At 55.7% G+C, this 15,819-nt stretch carries 14 protein-coding genes; 11 read left to right on the plus strand and 3 right to left on the minus strand.

Annotation, left to right across the window (positions count from 1 at the left end):
* From purN to G4V39_RS01350, 3 genes are read right to left on the minus strand one after another with little or no spacing between them, the layout of a single operon-like run.
* Positions 1–825, minus strand: a complete 825-nt coding sequence (gene purN / locus G4V39_RS01340) for a phosphoribosylglycinamide formyltransferase (protein ID WP_166031219.1) — start codon at positions 823–825, stop codon at positions 1–3.
* An 18-nt stretch (positions 826–843) separates the two neighbouring features.
* Complete coding sequence (locus G4V39_RS01345; protein WP_166031220.1) at positions 844–1,590, minus strand: DsbC family protein; 747 nt, start codon at positions 1,588–1,590, stop codon at positions 844–846.
* Positions 1,587–2,528, minus strand: a complete 942-nt coding sequence (locus tag G4V39_RS01350; RefSeq protein ID WP_166031221.1) for a PfkB family carbohydrate kinase — start codon at positions 2,526–2,528, stop codon at positions 1,587–1,589. Before G4V39_RS01350 ends, G4V39_RS01345 begins: the two co-directional genes overlap by 4 nt.
* A gap of 85 nt (positions 2,529–2,613) precedes the next feature.
* Here G4V39_RS01350 and G4V39_RS01355 point away from each other — a divergent pair, with 85 nt between their 5' ends.
* The 11 genes from G4V39_RS01355 (at position 2,614) to G4V39_RS01405 (ending at position 15,814) form a co-directional block, all read left to right on the plus strand.
* Complete coding sequence (locus G4V39_RS01355) at positions 2,614–3,717, plus strand: glycosyltransferase (protein WP_166031222.1); 1,104 nt, start codon at positions 2,614–2,616, stop codon at positions 3,715–3,717.
* Complete coding sequence (locus tag G4V39_RS01360; RefSeq protein WP_166031223.1) at positions 3,714–4,799, plus strand: glycosyltransferase; 1,086 nt, start codon at positions 3,714–3,716, stop codon at positions 4,797–4,799. The genes G4V39_RS01355 and G4V39_RS01360 overlap by 4 nt, the downstream gene beginning before the upstream one ends.
* Positions 4,800–4,849: 50 nt before the next feature.
* Positions 4,850–5,854, plus strand: coding sequence for an Lcl C-terminal domain-containing protein (locus tag G4V39_RS01365; RefSeq protein ID WP_166031224.1), 1,005 nt, complete (start codon positions 4,850–4,852; stop codon positions 5,852–5,854).
* Between the two features lie 30 nt (positions 5,855–5,884).
* Positions 5,885–6,082 (plus strand): heavy-metal-associated domain-containing protein, encoded by a 198-nt coding sequence (locus G4V39_RS01370; protein WP_166031225.1) that lies wholly within the window; start codon positions 5,885–5,887, stop codon positions 6,080–6,082.
* Positions 6,083–8,578 carry a heavy metal translocating P-type ATPase gene (locus G4V39_RS01375; RefSeq protein WP_166031226.1) on the plus strand — a complete coding sequence of 832 codons (2,496 nt, stop codon included), beginning with the start codon at positions 6,083–6,085 and terminating at the stop codon, positions 8,576–8,578.
* A gap of 99 nt (positions 8,579–8,677) precedes the next feature.
* Complete coding sequence (locus G4V39_RS01380; RefSeq protein ID WP_166031227.1) at positions 8,678–11,140, plus strand: Lon protease family protein; 2,463 nt, start codon at positions 8,678–8,680, stop codon at positions 11,138–11,140.
* Positions 11,137–11,469 (plus strand): hypothetical protein, encoded by a 333-nt coding sequence (locus G4V39_RS01385; protein ID WP_166031228.1) that lies wholly within the window; start codon positions 11,137–11,139, stop codon positions 11,467–11,469. Before G4V39_RS01380 ends, G4V39_RS01385 begins: the two co-directional genes overlap by 4 nt.
* A 3-nt stretch (positions 11,470–11,472) precedes the next feature.
* Positions 11,473–12,957, plus strand: coding sequence for a cobyric acid synthase (locus G4V39_RS01390; RefSeq protein WP_166031229.1), 1,485 nt, complete (start codon positions 11,473–11,475; stop codon positions 12,955–12,957).
* Complete coding sequence (cbiB, locus tag G4V39_RS01395; protein WP_166031230.1) at positions 12,954–13,943, plus strand: adenosylcobinamide-phosphate synthase CbiB; 990 nt, start codon at positions 12,954–12,956, stop codon at positions 13,941–13,943. The genes G4V39_RS01390 and cbiB overlap by 4 nt, the downstream gene beginning before the upstream one ends.
* 105 nt (positions 13,944–14,048) lie before the next feature.
* On the plus strand, positions 14,049–14,336 hold the full coding sequence (locus G4V39_RS01400) for a hypothetical protein (RefSeq protein WP_166031231.1): 288 nt from the start codon (positions 14,049–14,051) through the stop codon (positions 14,334–14,336).
* A gap of 155 nt (positions 14,337–14,491) precedes the next feature.
* Positions 14,492–15,814, plus strand: coding sequence for a c-type cytochrome (locus G4V39_RS01405; protein WP_166031232.1), 1,323 nt, complete (start codon positions 14,492–14,494; stop codon positions 15,812–15,814).
* The last annotated feature ends 5 nt before the right edge of the window (positions 15,815–15,819 follow it).

Consider the following 15,819-nt stretch of genomic DNA (forward strand, 5'->3'; position numbering starts at 1 on the left):
CTACCACCTTCCGCTCCTCAGATGCTCTTCGATCTCCTGATTTAGACAATAGGGGTGTTTCAGAGGAAGACCCCGGCTATCAAGAACCTCTCCCTGACCTACCCTCACCCTCCCTTCGGCCAGGGCCTTAAGGGTATAAACAATAAGGGGAAGCTCCCTTTTAACCCCCTCTTCCCGAATAGCGGCAAAAAGGGGCTCGCTCTCCCCCTCCTCGGCCATAACAGCCGGAAGGCCCTTTTCGGCTACCTTCTTCTCAAAGGCCTCCCAAAGAGGCTCAAGTTTCCCTCCCCTGAGGCTAAAGGTGCAGTAAGTAAGCGGAGGCCCTTTGTCGAGCTCCGGAGTTACCAGGTGCATCATTACCCCGGACTCCGGGGCCCTCATCTCCAGGAGCTTCCAGATAACCTCCTGCCAGGTACCGGCAGGGCCTCCCGGTGGGGCCGGATGGAGGTTAATCATAGGAAACTCCTGACACATCCTGGCCGAAACAATGAGCATGTAACCGGCCAAGACGATGACCTCCACCGAATAAGGACGGATAAGGGCCGCTACCTCCTGGTGGTAGCGGTCTCTCCACAGTTCCCGATTCTCCTGGCGGAGATCAGGGGCAAAATCCCGGGCCGAAAGGTGAAGAACCACCGGGGCCACCTTCCCGGCCAACTCAAAGAGCTGGTCGGTAACTGAGGCCTCTCCCGGGGCCCGGGAAACAAAAACATAGCTGATCTCCCCGGGGATAATCCCCTCTTTTATGCGCTCCCAGACACAATTAAGGAGGGCAAAGGCCGCCTCATCCCTGCCGGTGGTAAACCAGCCGATACGGTAAGCCATAAGATGAGATGAGAAATGTTATCTCTGAAGATGCCTTTTCAGCATCTGTTCGAACTCCCCCTTGGGCATGAAGCCCGCCTGGATCAGACCGTCGGGGAAAACTACCGTAGGAGTGCCACTGATCCCATAGCGCCGGGCCAACTTAAGGCTTCCTTCCACCAGCTTTTTACCCTCGGCACACTGGTTATTGGATTTGTAATTGGCGATAAAGCCTTCCAGACCTTTGTTATCACAGATGATGGAGATGGCCTGCTCCTTGGCCCCGGTGTGAAAGGCCAGAGGCATAAAGAGAACCTTGATCTTTACCTTTCCCTCGTCAGCCAGCTCCTTAAGGACCTTGGCCGATTTATGACAGTAGGGACACTTTGGGTCAATGAAGAAATAGATCTCGGGGCCAGAGTCCCCATAAGTAAAGGCCACAAATTTATCCAGCTCTTTAAGATCGGCTTCGGCCAGCCGGTTATATTCGGCCAAACGCTCCTTGGTTAGATTGCGACGTTCCTTAACATCAAGGATCTGGCCGTTAATTACGTAGCGGCCGGTCTCATCGATATAAAGAATAAGCTTTGGACCGTTTAGCACCTGAAGCCCCACCTCACACAGACCAGGAAACGGCCCCGGCTGGACATTTATTACCTCTACAGGGTGATTAAAGAGGGGGGTTAGCTCTTTGCCCAGATCTGCCTTTGAGGGACAAGTGGCCAGGGCCAAGCCGGGCCCCAGAAGCCAGAGGGAAAGAATACATGCCGCTACGGCCTTCTTCATGAAAAGACCTCCTCTCGTAATCGTTTGGCCTTTCTCAGACCTTCTCTTCCATAACCGGTAAGACTTATAGCTGCAAGCCTGGCCCCAGCCAAACCGCAGCGAAAAATATCCTCACCTTTTAGCCAGGCAGCCAAAAAGCCGGCATCAAAGGCGTCTCCGGCCCCGGTGGTATCAACCACCGACTGAACCGGAACCGCCGGAACGGGAACCACCCGGTCCTCCTTCCATACTTCGGCCCCCTTGGCCCCCTTCTTAACCACCACCAGCTCCGGCCCCAGAGAAAGAAGCTCCCTCGGGCTCAGGGAAAGAAGCCGGAGCTCCTCGGAGGTGAGAAAGACAAGATTGGCTCTCCTTAAGAGGGAAAGAAGGCTCTCAAGGCCTCTCCGGCAATATATCTCGCCAGGATCAATACTTACGGTAATTTGATTACTTAATTCTTTAAGTAATCTGATCTGACCCTGAAGACCAGCCGCGCTGACGAAGGATGAGAGGTGGACGTGGGCAAGCCCTTGGGGCGGAGAGAACTCAGGGACACCCTCTTCAGGGTTCGGAGAGACGAAAAGGGCCCGGTCTCGACCGGGGCCGATAAGGGAAAGGCAGAGGGCCGTCTTACCCTTTCTTTCGATAAGACCCCGGCCCACCTCTCCGAAGAGGGAAAGCACCTCCTCGCCCTCCCCGTCCTGCCCCACCCGGCCCAAAAAGATTGTGGCAAAGCCGAGAAGGGACAAGGCAAAGATGGTGTTGGCCGCCGATCCACCGCCGTCTTTATGAATTAAACTGGTTGATGGAAGCCACCCAATTAGGGCCTGGGCCTCTTCCCGAGAGCCCCAAACCTCCCTGCCAGGGGTAAGGTCTAGAGGCAGACCGGCAAAGTCATCGACCTCATAAAAAAAATCAAGGTTAAGAGCCCCACAGCCCAGAATCAGCTTTTTCTCCAAGACCGCCTCCTTGCCCCCTCCGGGGACCCCGTGTCATTATATATCCCCTATCCCCTCTGGGGCCAGCAAGTTTTTGGGAGCTCAAATGAAGATAGCCATTTACGTCGGTCCAACCAATGGAGGAAGCGTAGCCCGAATCTCCACCTATTTAGCCAACGGATTTCTGAAAGAGGGGCTGGAGGTAGACCTTCTCGTCCGGCGGACCAAAGAGAACCTGATCGGAGACCTGGCCCCCGGGATTCGCACTCTTGACCTAGGAAGCTCCAACGCCGCCATCCAGCTGGCCAAGCTGGCCTGGTACCTGCGAAGGAAAAGGCCCCAGGCCCTGATTACTCACCGCATTCGTGAAAACACCCTCTGCCTGCGGGCCAGAGACTTGGTCGCCGGGAAGACCAGGATCTTTAGCGTCATCCATGGCCCCATGTCCGTCAAGCTCAAAAACCTCCGACCATCCAAGCGGAAAAGACGCCTTAAAGACCTCCAAAAATACTACCCTCTAAACGATGGCCTCATCGCTATCTCTCGGGCCACGGCCGAAGACACCCGAGACCTCCTGCGTCTTTCCCCGGAAAAAATCTGGACCATACCCAACCCGGCCTTTGACGATACCCTCTTCCATCTGGCCCAGGAGCCAGTGGATCATCCCTTCTTTTCTCAGCCCGGGGTCAAAGTCATCCTGGGGGTGGGACGCCTGGAAAAGGAAAAAGACTTCCCCACCCTTATTAAGGCCTTCTCCATTCTTGTCTCTCAAGACAGATCCTGCCGTCTTCTCATCCTGGGGGAGGGAAGTCTTCGCCCTCAGCTAGAGGGCCTGATCCGGGAGTTGGATCTTCAGGGCCTGATTGACATGCCCGGATTCGTCAAAAACCCTTATGCCTACATGAAAAGGGCCCATCTGGTGGCCCTTTCTTCTACCTGGGATGCCTTGCCCACGGTTCTCATTGAGGCCCTGGCCCTGGGAACCCCGGTGGTCTCCACAAGCTGTGGCCCGGGGCCAGAGGAGATCCTTGAGCAGGGTCGATTGGGTATGCTGGTCCCGCCAAAAGAGGTCGAGGCCCTGGCCAGGGCCATGGAGGCGAGCCTAAGTAGCCCCCCGGATAGAGAGGCCTTACGCTCAGGGGCCATGAGATACCACGCCAGCCGGGTTATCCCTCTTTATCTTCGGACCCTGGGACTTGCCGAGAGATGAAGGAGCGTCTGGGAATCCTCATTACTGACTTCGACACCGGAGGGGTGGAGCGGGTCCTCTGCAATCTGGCCCGAGGCTTACATAAAACGGGCTGGCAGGTGGATTTTCTTATCCGAAAGGGCGGCCCTTTTCTGGAAGCAGTAAGAGAAAAAGTGGGGCTTATTACCCTAAAAGAGGATCCTTTGGCGGCCCTTGTAGCTTATTTAAAGAAGGCCAGACCTCAGATCCTTCTAACCGCTAAGTTGAAAGACGATCGCCTGGCCATCCTGGCCAAAGGTCAGGTCCCCGAAGCTCAAGTGGCCATCCTGGTAGGCACGGTCCTTTCCCAACGCCTAAGAGAGGGAGGAGGCCTGAGGCGCTTTACCTGGAGATTTAAGGCCTGGAAAATCGCCCGCCTTTATCGTCAGGCCGATGTGGTTATGGGTGTCTCTAAAGGGGTTCTTGAGGACCTGGCCCAAAACTTCGCCCTGGATAAAAAACGCCTTAAGCTGGTCAGGAATCCGGTTATCGTCCCGGAGCTTGAGGCTCTGGCCCGAGAGGATCCAGGACATCCCTGGCTGAGGGAAAAAGGAGTCCCGGTAATCCTTTCCGTTGGCCGGCTCTCGGCGGTAAAGGACATTCCCACCTTAATCCGGGCCTTCTCTCTTCTTAGAAGGCGCCTTAAGGCCCATCTCATCATCCTTGGCCAGGGCCGGCAATATCCGCGAGTAAAGGCCCTTGTCGAGGAGCTTGGTCTTGGCCAGGATGTCTCACTGGTCGGCTTCCGGGCCAACCCTTACCCCTTTATCGCCCGGGCCGACCTGGTGGCTCTTTCCTCCATCAGGGAGGGGTTACCCACGGTTCTCATCGAGGCCCTGGCCCTGGGAACCCCGGTGGTCTCCACCGACTGCCCTCACGGCCCCCGGGAGATCCTGGCTGAAGGGCGCTATGGTCCTCTGGTGCCGGTCGGCGATGCCACTTCCCTTGCCCAGGCCATGTATCAGACGCTAAGCTCCCCGCCCCAGCCGGAGTTTCTCAAGGAGGCCGCCCGTCCCTACACCCTTCTTGAGGCCACCAGGAGCTACCTGGACGCCCTCTTTTAAAGCGCCGGAGTTCTTTGAGAAAGGCCCTTCATTGGATTAAAGATAAAAGCATGGTGATTCTTTCAACTGGTCAGAGGAGGTGCTATGACTCCAGCGGGGTCCCCATCCCCTGCCGGGGCACCGGACAGGACGGAGAATTAAGGATTGGAGCCTTTCTCAAGGGGCGTTTTAAGACCAAGGGCCCTCTGGTTCACGACCTCCTTACCGGGCTTACCTGGCCCAAGAGGGCTGACCACTTCCAGTTTCCACTCACCTGGCAGGAGGCCCTGGAGACGGTCAAGGGATTAAACCGCCAAGGGTTTCTGGGCTTTTTTGACTGGCGTCTTCCCAACCGGCGGGAGCTTCGCAGTCTCCTCTGGCTGGAGGCCAAAAATCCCGTTCTTCCCCCGGATCATCCCTTTGAGGGTGTCTTTCACGGCTGGTACTGGACTTCCACCACAGCGGCAATCAACCCCCGTTATGCCTGGAACATCCACTTCGGCGGCGGTCGGATGTTTTACAGCCATAAGGAAGACGGCCGTCTTCTGTGGCCCGTTCGGGGCCAAAGTTCCATTCTCCCAGCCACCGGCCAGAGGAGGTGCTATAGTGCCAACGGGGCCCCCATCCCCTGCCGGGGCACCGGACAGGACGGAGAATTAAAAATGGGTGTCCCCTGGCCTTACCCTCGTTTTGCGGTCCAGGAAGAGGCTGTTCTGGACCGCCTAACCGGCCTTCACTGGACCATTTCGGCTGATCTGGCCCCGGGGCTCACCACCTGGGAAGAGGCCTTCGAGGTGGTAGAGAATATCAACCAAATGGCCCTGGCCGGGTTCTCCGACTGGCGTCTTCCGAATATTAACGAACTCGAATCTCTGGTTGATGCCCAGAACCACTCCCCGGCCCTCTCCCCGGACCATCCCTTCCGGGAGGTTAAAGAGTTTTACTGGTCATCCACCACCAGCTTCTACGACCCTCTGTGGGCCTGGGCCCTTTACCTAACCAAAGGGGCCGTGGGAGTGGGTCTTAAAAAGGGACGCCATTTCTACGTTTGGGCCGTCCGTGGTAGATTAAAATAACTTCATAGTGAGGAGGATTCCATGCCCCAGATGACCATCAAGATCTCGAAAATGAGCTGTCAGCACTGTGCCAACCGGGTAATTAAGGCCTTAGAGGGTATTAGTGGTGTGAAGGATGTCCGCGTAGATCTCAAAGCAGGCACAGCCACCTTTGAACGATCAGAAGGGGTAAAAATGGAAGAAATTGCCCGGGCCATTAAAGAGGCCGGCTATCAGGTGGTAAGCTAGATGAACGATTCTCCTGAGACCTGTTCTCTGCCCGGAGAAAGTAAGGCCCCCCTTCAGAAAACCGATTTCTTTAAAGTTTCGGGCATGGGGTGTGCCGCCTGCGCCGCCCGCATTGAAAAGATCCTCCGTCACGCCCCCGGGGTTTTTGAGGCCTCGGTTAACTTTGCCGCCCAAAAGCTTAAAGTAACCTATGACCCGCAAAAAATCTCCCCTGAAGACATCGCTGCCCTGGTAAAGAAGGAGGGCTATGAACTCATTGCTCCCCGGGCTCAGAGGGAAACGGCCCTGGTCACCATATCGGGAATGAGTTGTGCGGCCTGTGCGGCCAGGGTGGAAAAGGCCCTCTCCAAGATCCCCGGGGTTTTTGAGGCCTCGGTTAATCTGGCCTCGGCCAAGGCCCGCATCATTTACGACCCCGGGCTTACTGGTCCGCCTCGGTTTCGGGAGGCCATCGAAAAAGAAGGCTACCGGCTTCTAGAGTTAGGCCCGAGACCAGAGACTTTGCTGGCCTCCTCTGAGGCCGAAAGACTCTCTGAGCTCAAAAGACGTCTTCTGGTGGCCTGGAGCCTTGGCCCCCTGATCTTCTTTCTTTCCATGGAGAAGGTCTTCCCTGTGGTCTCCCAGATCCCCCCGGATTTGAGAAGGGTAATTCTTTTTGTCCTTACCTGTCCGGTGGAGTTTTATGCCGGCTGGGAGTTCCTTAAGGGGGCGTTTGAGGGCCTCAGACATCGCCGGACAGACATGAACACCCTGGTCTCTCTGGGCACGCTTTCGGCCTTTTTTTATTCGGCCGTAGTAACTTTCTGGCCAAAGCCCTTTGTCTCTGCCGGTCTGCCCCTTCACGTCTATTATGACTCGGCGGCCATGATCATCGCCTTTGTCCTTCTGGGCCGTTATTTGGAGACAAGGGCCCGGGGACGGGCCACCGAGGCCGTCCGCAAGCTCCTCAGCCTCACTCCGGCCATGGCCCGGGTCATCCGGGAAGGTCAAGAGGTAGAGATTCCAGCTGAGGCCCTGCTTCCTGGAGACTTGGTCCTTGTTCGCCCCGGAGAACGCCTTCCGGCCGACGGAGTAATCATCGAAGGAGAGACGGCTATCGATGAATCCATGCTCACCGGGGAGAGCCTTCCGGTGGAAAAGGCCCCCGGGGCCAAGGTCATTGGCGGAACCCTCAACCTCTATGGGGCCTTCCGCTTCCGGGTGGAAAAGGTTGGCCAAGAGACCACTCTGGCCACCATCGCCCGCCTGGTCGAAGAGGCTCAAGGTTCTAAGGCCCGAATTCAACGTCTGGCTGACAAGGTGGCTGGCATCTTCGTCCCGATTGTCTTGAGCATCGCCGCTTTGACCCTGGCCGTCTGGCTCCTTCTGGGGCCCGAACCCAGATTAACCAATGCCCTTCTGTCTTTTGTTTCCGTACTGGTTATTGCCTGCCCCTGCGCCATGGGTTTGGCCACTCCGGCAGCGGTTATGGTAGGCACCGGCCGGGCGGCCGAAACCGGAATTCTGGTCAAAAATGCCCTGGCCCTGGAAGAGGGGGCCCGGGTCAGGGTCTGTCTTTTTGACAAAACGGGCACCCTGACCAGAGGGCGTCCTGAGGTAAGGGGCATCTTTCCCGCCGAGGGCCAGATGGCCGAAGAGCTTCTTCGACTGGCCGCCGCCCTGGAAGTCCACTCAGAACATCCCCTCTCTAAGGCCATTGTTGAAGCCGCCAGAGGGCTTGAACTGCCAAAGGTGCAAAACGTCTCTGCTTACCCCGGCCAAGGCCTTGCCGGCGACCTCAAAGGCCATCGACTTCTGGTGGGAAAGCCAGACTGGGTGGGGAAAAGGGCCCCTGTCCCCCAAATCCTTCAGGAGAAAATGACCTCAGAGGCCGCCAGTGGCCGAACAGTCATCCTGGTGGCCCTAAGGGATGAGGTCCTGGGTTTTCTGACCATTGCCGATACCCTTCGGCCGGAGGCCAAGGAGGTAGTCAGAGAACTCAAGGAACTGGGGCTTAAGGTGATGATGATCACCGGAGACAATCAGCCCACCGCAGCGGCCATCGCCAGAGAGCTGGCCCTCGACGACTTCCTGGCCGAGGTCATGCCCCAGGCCAAAGCCGAAAAAGTCCGGGAGCTACAAAAAGAGGGGCTCTCCATTATGATGGTCGGTGACGGCATCAATGACGCCCCGGCCCTGGCCCAGGCAGATCTGGGGGTGGCCCTTTCTTCGGGAACAGACATCGCCCTTGAATCGGCCGACGTGGCCCTTATGCGAGAAGACCTCAGACTGGTTCCCCAGACGATAAGTCTCTGCCGGGCAACTTTGCGAATAATTAAACAGAATCTCTTCTGGGCCTTTGGCTACAACATTCTGGCCATTCCCCTGGCCGCCGGACTCTTTTATCCCCTTTTTGGCTGGAGATTGAATCCCATGGTGGCCGCGGCGGCTATGGCCATGAGCTCTGTCTCGGTAGTCGCCAACGCCCTGAGATTGAAAAAGATAGCCATACATTAGCCCCTTTAGCCTTATTTTCCTTGTCAAAGGGTTCAAGCCTTGGGTAGATTAGCGAAAACCTTAAAGGGCGCGCACCAGGGAAACCCCAAGGAGGTTCTGATGGCCAGAGGTGAAAGGTGGCGACTTCCAGCAGATAGGCTCCGTCTTCAGGTGGATCCAGACTCCCTGGGGGTGAATTCCACCGAAGAGATCCCTCCCCTTGAAGATGGAGTCATGGCCCAAGAGCGGGCGGTAAAGGCCCTTCATCTTGGTCTGGGGCTCAAGGATCTGGAGTTCAACATCTTTGTGGCCGGTCCGGCTATGACCGGGGGGGCTTATATCACCAAACGTCTGGTCTCCGAGACTGCCAGACGGCTCCCTCGCCCCTCAGACTGGTGTTACGTACACAATTTTAAAGACCCCGATCATCCCAAGGCGATCGAGCTTCCTCCAGGCAAGGGCCGCCAATTCCAAAAAGATATGGCTGAGCTGGTGGAAAACCTAAAGACCAAGATTCCAGAGATCTTCGAGAGCGAGGCCTATATCAACCGCAAAGAAGAGGTTATCCGCCAGTTCAACCGCCAGCGGGCCGAGATCTTTGAAGGGTTAGAAAAGAAGGTTCGGGCCGAGGGTTTTGGCCTTAGCGTTGAACCCACCGGGATGATGATCTTCCCCATAAAGCCGGATGGGAAACCCTTTACCCCCGAAGAGATTATGGCCCTTCCCGAAACCGAACGGGAAAAGATCAAACAGACCGGTGACGCCCTTCAGAAGGAACTAAACGCCACTGCCCGTCGCATCCAAGAACTGGAGAAGGAGCTCCGCCGTCGTCTGAAGGATTTAGACCGGGAGGTGGCCCTCCAGGCCATCGGCATGTTCATCCAGGAGATCAAGGACCGATATCAAGAAACCCCGGCTGTCCAGGCCTATCTCGATGAGGTAAAAGACGATCTTCTGAACCACATTGACGAGCTAAAAACGCGCCCTCCGGCCCATCCTCCGGGCCCTATGCCCATGCCGATGCCCTTTCCCCCGCCAGGGCCGAGCTTCACCCGCTATGAGGTCAACGTCATTGTTGACAACTCTGAAACCGAGGGGGCCCCGGTAGTCTTTGAGGCCAACCCTACCTATCCCAATCTGTTTGGTTTCGTAGAGAGAAGGGCCCTCTTTGGAGCCCTGGTGACAGATTTCACCATGATCAAGGCCGGTGCCCTTCACCGGGCCAACGGGGGTTTTTTGATTGTCAAGGCCCTCGATCTTCTTCGCCACCCATTCTCCTGGGAGGGGCTAAAGAGGACCATTAGGGCCGGGGAGATCAAGATCGAAGATCTCGGGGAGCAGTTTGGCCTTTTCACCACCAAAACCCTTCGCCCCGAACCAATCCCTTTAAGGGCAAAGGTGATTCTCCTGGGCGACCCGTTTGTTTATCATCTTCTATTTCTTCTTGATGATTCCTTCAGGGAGATATTTAAGGTCAAGGCCCATCTGGATCACTGGGTTGATCGCGACGAGCCTCACACCCGTCAGTTTCTGGCCACGGTGGCCGCTATCGTTCAGCGAGAGGGTCTCCTTCACCTCGACAAGACAGGGCTGGCCCGGCTAATTGAGTTCTCCTGCCAGCTCGCCGGGCGACAGGACAAGCTCTCTCTTAAAATCCAGGAGATATATGATCTCCTTAAGGAGGCAGATTTCTGGGCCCGGGAGGAAAAAAGCCCTCACATTACGGCCAAGCATGTCCAGCAGGCCATAGAGGAGAGAGAGTTTCGGGCCCGGCTTCCCGAGGAACATCTCCACGAGGCCATCATCAAGGATCTCATCCGTATCCCCACCGATGGCCAGGCCGTGGGCCAAGTAAACGGCCTTTCGGTCTATGACCTAGGAGACTATGCCTTCGGTCGGCCTACAAGGATCACCGCCAATATTGCTATCGGTCGAGAAGGGGTGATTAATATCGAACGCGAGGCCGATCTCTCGGGGAAGATTCACACCAAAGGAGTGATGATTCTCTCGGGGTTTCTACGGGAGCGGTTCGCCTACGACAAACCCCTTACCCTTACAGCCTCCCTTACCTTTGAACAGAGCTACGGCCTGGTGGAGGGAGATTCGGCCTCAGGGGCCGAACTGTTTGCCATTATCTCGGCCCTGGCCAATGTCCCCATCGATCAGGGGATCGCCGTCACCGGAGCCGTGAGCCAGAAGGGAGAGCTCCTCCCTGTAGGCGGAGTCACGGAAAAGATCGAAGGGTTCTTCAGGGTCTGTCGGGACAGGGGCCTTACCGGCAACCAGGGGGTGATCATCCCTAAGGCCAATATTGCTGATCTGATGCTCAAAGAAGAGGTCCTTGAGGCTGTATCCAAGGGGCTTTTTCACATTTGGGCCGTAGAAACGGTAGAAGAGGCCCTGGAGATTCTCACCGGCTACCCTGCCGGCAAACGCCAGCCCGACGGCTCTTATGAGGAGGGAAGCCTCTTTTATCTCGCTGATCAACGTCTCCGAGAGATGGCCAAAAGGGTGCGCACCTTCATGAAGGAAATCAAGAAAGAGACTGAAGAAGGCGAGGAGGAAAGAGGAGAGGGATCTTGAGACAATATCTTATAGATGAACTTAAAACCGAAGAGGTAAAACGTATCCGGGAGCAACTGGAGCGTTACTGTGAGCCCTCCCCCATGGAGGGGCTTTATTGGCTACCGGTACCAGATGATCTTCTGGCCGAGATCCAGTGTCAGCACCCCCAGTGCCGTCCCTATTACTTCTCCATTGAGCTGGGAGAGCGCTTCGTGAAGTTCGAGCTTCTTATTCGAAGTCGAGTCAACCTGAGGTGTTCCTGTATCGCTTATGCCAATAGAGCCCAGAGAGACTTTCTCTTTCACTTTGCCGACAAAATTCTGGAAGAAGCCCGAGTGACCATCTAAGACATGAGTAAGGCCAAGGCCCTCATGCTCCAGGGCACCGGCTCTGGAGTGGGGAAAAGTCTGCTGTCTGCTGGTCTATGCCGACTTTTGGCCCGGCGAGGCTACCGAGTGGCTCCCTTCAAGGCCCAGAATATGGCCTTGAATTCGGCTGTCACCCCTGAAGGGCTAGAAATCGGCCGAGCCCAGGCCTATCAGGCCGAGGCCGCCGGGATACTCCCTGAGGCCCGCATGAACCCTATCCTTCTCAAGCCCACGGCCGATAGCGCCTCCCAGGTAATTATCATGGGGCAAGCAAGGGGTAACTTAAAGGCCAAAGACTACTACCGACGTTTTGAGGAACACTGGCGCGTCGTTCGCCAGGCCTACGACTCTCTCAGCCAGGACTACGAGGTAATCGTCATTGAGGGAGCGGGAAGCCCGGCGGAGATAAATCTTCAGGCCCGAGAGATAGTCAACATGCGCATGGCCGCCTACGCCAAGGCCCGGGTCTACATTGTCGGCGACATAGACCGTGGCGGAGTCTTTGCCTGGCTTAAAGGCACCTATGACCTTATCCCCCAGGAGTATCGGGACCTAATTAAGGGGTTTATCATCAACAAATTCCGGGGAGATATTGCCCTTCTCAGACCGGCCCTGGAGATGTTTGCCCAGATAGTGCCTGTGCCCATAATCGGAGTGGTGCCTTATCTTCATAATCTTCTGGTCGATGAAGAAGACGGAGTCTATGTCCGGGACGGAGGATCGGAGAGGGCCGAGCTTAAAATAGCCATTGTTCGGTTACCCCGAATAGCCAATTTTACCGATTTTCTACCCTTGGCCCTCGAACCCGATGTAGCTATTAGCTATATCCGCCGCCCGGAGGAACTGGACGGGGCTGATTTGATAATCATTCCTGGGAGCAAGGCCACGGTGAGCGACCTCATCTGGCTTTGGGATTGTGGCCTGGCCCGGGCCATAATTGAGGCCGCCCAGGCTGGAAAACCGGTCGTAGGTATCTGTGGAGGATACCAGATGCTTGGGGAAGAGGTCCTTGACCCTCAAGGAGTAGAGGCAAAAGTCTCCCGGGCCCGGGGGCTGGGTCTTCTGCCTCTTAAGACCACCTTTGAAGGCGTCAAAGTCCTGCAAAACCTTGATCAGGAGCTTGAGGTCCCTCTTCTCAGATACCGAGGACGCACCAGAGGATACGAAATACATATGGGAAGAAGCCACCTTCAAGGGGAGGCCGAACCCCTTTTTCCCGAAAGACCGGATCTCGGATTTTGGCGATCTCGTCCCTTTGTTATAGGGACCTACCTTCACGGCCTATTTGACAACGATGAGCTAAGGCGGGCCCTTCTCAACCAGATCCGGGCCTTAAAGGGCCTCCCCCCCCTAAAAGATGGAATAAAATACCGGAAGCTTCGCCAGAAAGAATTCGACCGTTTGGCTGATCTGGTGGAAAACCACATCGACCTTAAAGCCCTCTTTGAGGCCCTTGAGCTTAAATGACACCCTGGATCCTGGCCCCAACCAAGCCTCTGGCCCTTACAGCCGGAGCCTTAGCTGATCTTATCTGGGGAGATCCCCCTCACCTCCCCCACCCGGTAAGACTCATGGGGTCAGCCATCGAAATAGGTGAGCCTTTGGCCAGAAGGCTCCCCCTGCCACCACGGCTCCAGGGGGCCATACTTACCGGATCTCTCCTTCTTCTTACCGCCGGCACCGTCTTTGGGCTTCTTAAGGTTGCCTTCATCCTTAATCGCTACCTGGGCTTTCTCCTGGAGATGGTTCTCATATACTATGGGCTTTGCGCCCGGACCCTGATGGGTGAGGTTGCCTCCGTGGCCCAAGCCCTAAAAAGAGACCTTTCCCTGGCCCGCAAGAGGCTCTCTTTCTTGGTTAGCCGTCAGACGGCCGATCTTTCTCCAGAAGAGGTCGCCAGGGGGGCTATTGAGACCGTGGCCGAGAATCTTATCGATGGCCTGATAAGCCCCCTTTTTTATCTGGCCTTAGGGGGGCCGGTGCTTCTTTACACCTTCAAGATGGCCAGCACCCTGGATTCCATGATTGGCTACAGGAACCAACGCTACCGAGAGTTTGGCTGGGCCGCCGCCCGACTTGATGATCTCCTGAACTTCCTTCCCGCCAGACTGGGGCTGGTCTTTATCCTTTTAGCTACAGGAGTTCTCTTCCCCAGGGCCGTCTTTAAGACCTTTAAAGGTGCCCTTAAGGAGGCCAGGTATCACGAAAGCCCTAATGCCGGAGTTCCAGAAGCAGCCTTTGCCTGGGCCCTTAACGTAAGATTAGCCGGGCCAACCATCTACGGAAAAAGCCTCATTAAACGCCCCTACTTCAACCAGGAGGGGCGTCTGCCCTCGACTAAAGACATCTTTAGGGCCTGCCGGCTGGCAGCCTTAAGCTACGGCCTGGCCCTAACGACCCTCATCTTCCCCGGCCTGCTAACATTCTTAAATCATCTCCTCTCCCTTTATTAGGAAGCCCCCGATCCAGAAAAAGAACATTTCCTTTTATGATGACAAGAATCTTTATCATCCTGGAACAGAATGACGATTAGGTGAAAAAAACGAGGAGGCTTGGTGGTGGGAGAAGATGTCCACAAGGATAAAATGGAGGTCATCTTCCGGCTCAAAGAGCTCTCGGTAGCCCTGCTAAAAGCCCTCCATGAGAGGCGTCTTAAAGAGCTAAACCAGCTAATGGAGGCCCGAAACCGAGTCCTGGAAGAGGTTCGGGCCATGAGGGATCTTCCCCCGGAGGCCGTTCCTCTTCTCCGGGAGATCTTAATTATTGAAAGGGCCTCAGAGAGGCTGGCTCGGGAGATCAAAAAACAGCTCCTGGAGACCGCCACGGCTCCACCCAGCCTCCACTAACGCCAACCTACTTAAAAAAAACCTCCCTAGAGTGGATCCTTGGCTTTTATCACCAGTGAGGTCTTTTTATCTGAGCGGATAAAGGAGTTTAAGGAATAGTTACCAGATTTCGATAGTTTTGGTTAATAAATCCCATCTTAGCGGGAGGTCGTCTGATGTATCCAATTTGGGAACTCCCTTCCATCACTTCGGCCCTGGTTATTGCCATTGTCGCCAGCTTTCATATTTTGCCTTCCCACCTGGCCACCGGGGCCTTCTGGTTCAATGTCTACATAGAGCGACGGGCCTACTATGAAGGTCGGCCGGAGCTCAAGGAATTTCTCAAGCGCTACACTCTCCTTATCTTGGTTTTCTGTTTTGTAATCGGCTCCCTTACTGGTGTGGGGATATGGTTTGCCGCCACCCTGGCCAGCCCGAGATCCATCTCTGCCCTCATCCACAACTATGTCTGGGGGTGGGCCACGGAATGGGTCTTTTTTCTTATCGAGGTGGTGGTCATCTATGTCTACTACTACACCTTAGACAAGGTTGATGATCAGACCCACCTCCGTCTGGGCTGGATATACGCCTGGGCTGCCTGGATAAGTATGGTTATTATTACTGGCATTCTGGCCTTCATGCTCACCCCTGACCGTTGGCTCCAAACGGGGAGCTTCTTTGATGGCTTCTTTAACTCCACTTATTGGCCCCAGCTCCTGGCCAGGACTTTCTTAATGTTAGCCATAGCCTCCCTCTATGCCACTATAGTGGCCGCAACCATCAAAAATCAGTCGGTAAGACTGGAGATTACCAAGCAGGCCTCGCTCTGGGGTATGGCTGGATTGCTGGGCGGAGCCCTTTTTGCCCTCTGGTATCTTCGCAGTCTCCCCCCTGAGGCCAAGGAGCTGGCCTTCGATGGCAGCCTGGCCTATCTCAAAGTGTTGCTCAAGGTAGCTGTGGCCGTCTACGGGGTGGTCTTTGCCTACTTTCTTTTCTTTGGTCTCCTGCGGCCCCAGATGATCCGGATTCCTCTAGGGCTGATAATGCTTTTGGTTCTGTTTGCAGGAATTGGGGCCGGCGAGGGCTTCAGAGAAGGGGTCAGAAGGCCCTATGTGATCAATAAGTACATGTATGGCAACCAGATCATTGCCCACTCCGTCAAGGCCAAAGGGGTTAACGAAGAGCTAACCCGGTTTAAAGAAGAAGGGTTCCTCAAATCTGTCTATTTTCGTCCTCAAGAGGACCTTAACGACCCCCAGGCCCAGCTGGCCTTAGGAAGGGTGATAGTCCTCCACCAGTGCAGTAATTGCCACAGCCTTAAAAGGGGCGGTTTACTGCGCCCTATCCCCGATCTTCTCGAGCGCCTGGGGTTGACCTCCGCCGAAGATATATACGGCCTCCTTGAGGCCTTGGGTGATTATCCATATATGCCACCCTTTGCCGGAACAGAGGCCGAAAAGGAAGCCGCCGCAGCCTATCTGGCCACCTTAGTAGAATAGGAGGT

It is taken from the genome of Thermosulfuriphilus ammonigenes (assembly GCF_011207455.1).
Taxonomy (GTDB): domain Bacteria; phylum Desulfobacterota; class Thermodesulfobacteria; order Thermodesulfobacteriales; family ST65; genus Thermosulfuriphilus; species Thermosulfuriphilus ammonigenes.

Coding starts and splice junctions, on each gene's coding strand:
- G4V39_RS01370 (WP_166031225.1), top strand. CDS start 5,885: ATGACCATCAAGATCTCGAAAATGAGCTGTCAGCACTGTGCCAACCGG.
- G4V39_RS01390 (WP_166031229.1), top strand. CDS start 11,473: ATGAGTAAGGCCAAGGCCCTCATGCTCCAGGGCACCGGCTCTGGAGTG.
- G4V39_RS01355 (WP_166031222.1), top strand. CDS start 2,614: ATGAAGATAGCCATTTACGTCGGTCCAACCAATGGAGGAAGCGTAGCC.
- G4V39_RS01405 (WP_166031232.1), top strand. CDS start 14,492: ATGTATCCAATTTGGGAACTCCCTTCCATCACTTCGGCCCTGGTTATT.
- G4V39_RS01360 (WP_166031223.1), top strand. CDS start 3,714: ATGAAGGAGCGTCTGGGAATCCTCATTACTGACTTCGACACCGGAGGG.
- G4V39_RS01345 (WP_166031220.1), bottom strand. CDS start 1,590: ATGAAGAAGGCCGTAGCGGCATGTATTCTTTCCCTCTGGCTTCTGGGG.
- G4V39_RS01365 (WP_166031224.1), top strand. CDS start 4,850: ATGGTGATTCTTTCAACTGGTCAGAGGAGGTGCTATGACTCCAGCGGG.
- purN (WP_166031219.1), bottom strand. CDS start 825: ATGGCTTACCGTATCGGCTGGTTTACCACCGGCAGGGATGAGGCGGCC.
- G4V39_RS01380 (WP_166031227.1), top strand. CDS start 8,678: ATGGCCAGAGGTGAAAGGTGGCGACTTCCAGCAGATAGGCTCCGTCTT.
- cbiB (WP_166031230.1), top strand. CDS start 12,954: ATGACACCCTGGATCCTGGCCCCAACCAAGCCTCTGGCCCTTACAGCC.
- G4V39_RS01375 (WP_166031226.1), top strand. CDS start 6,083: ATGAACGATTCTCCTGAGACCTGTTCTCTGCCCGGAGAAAGTAAGGCC.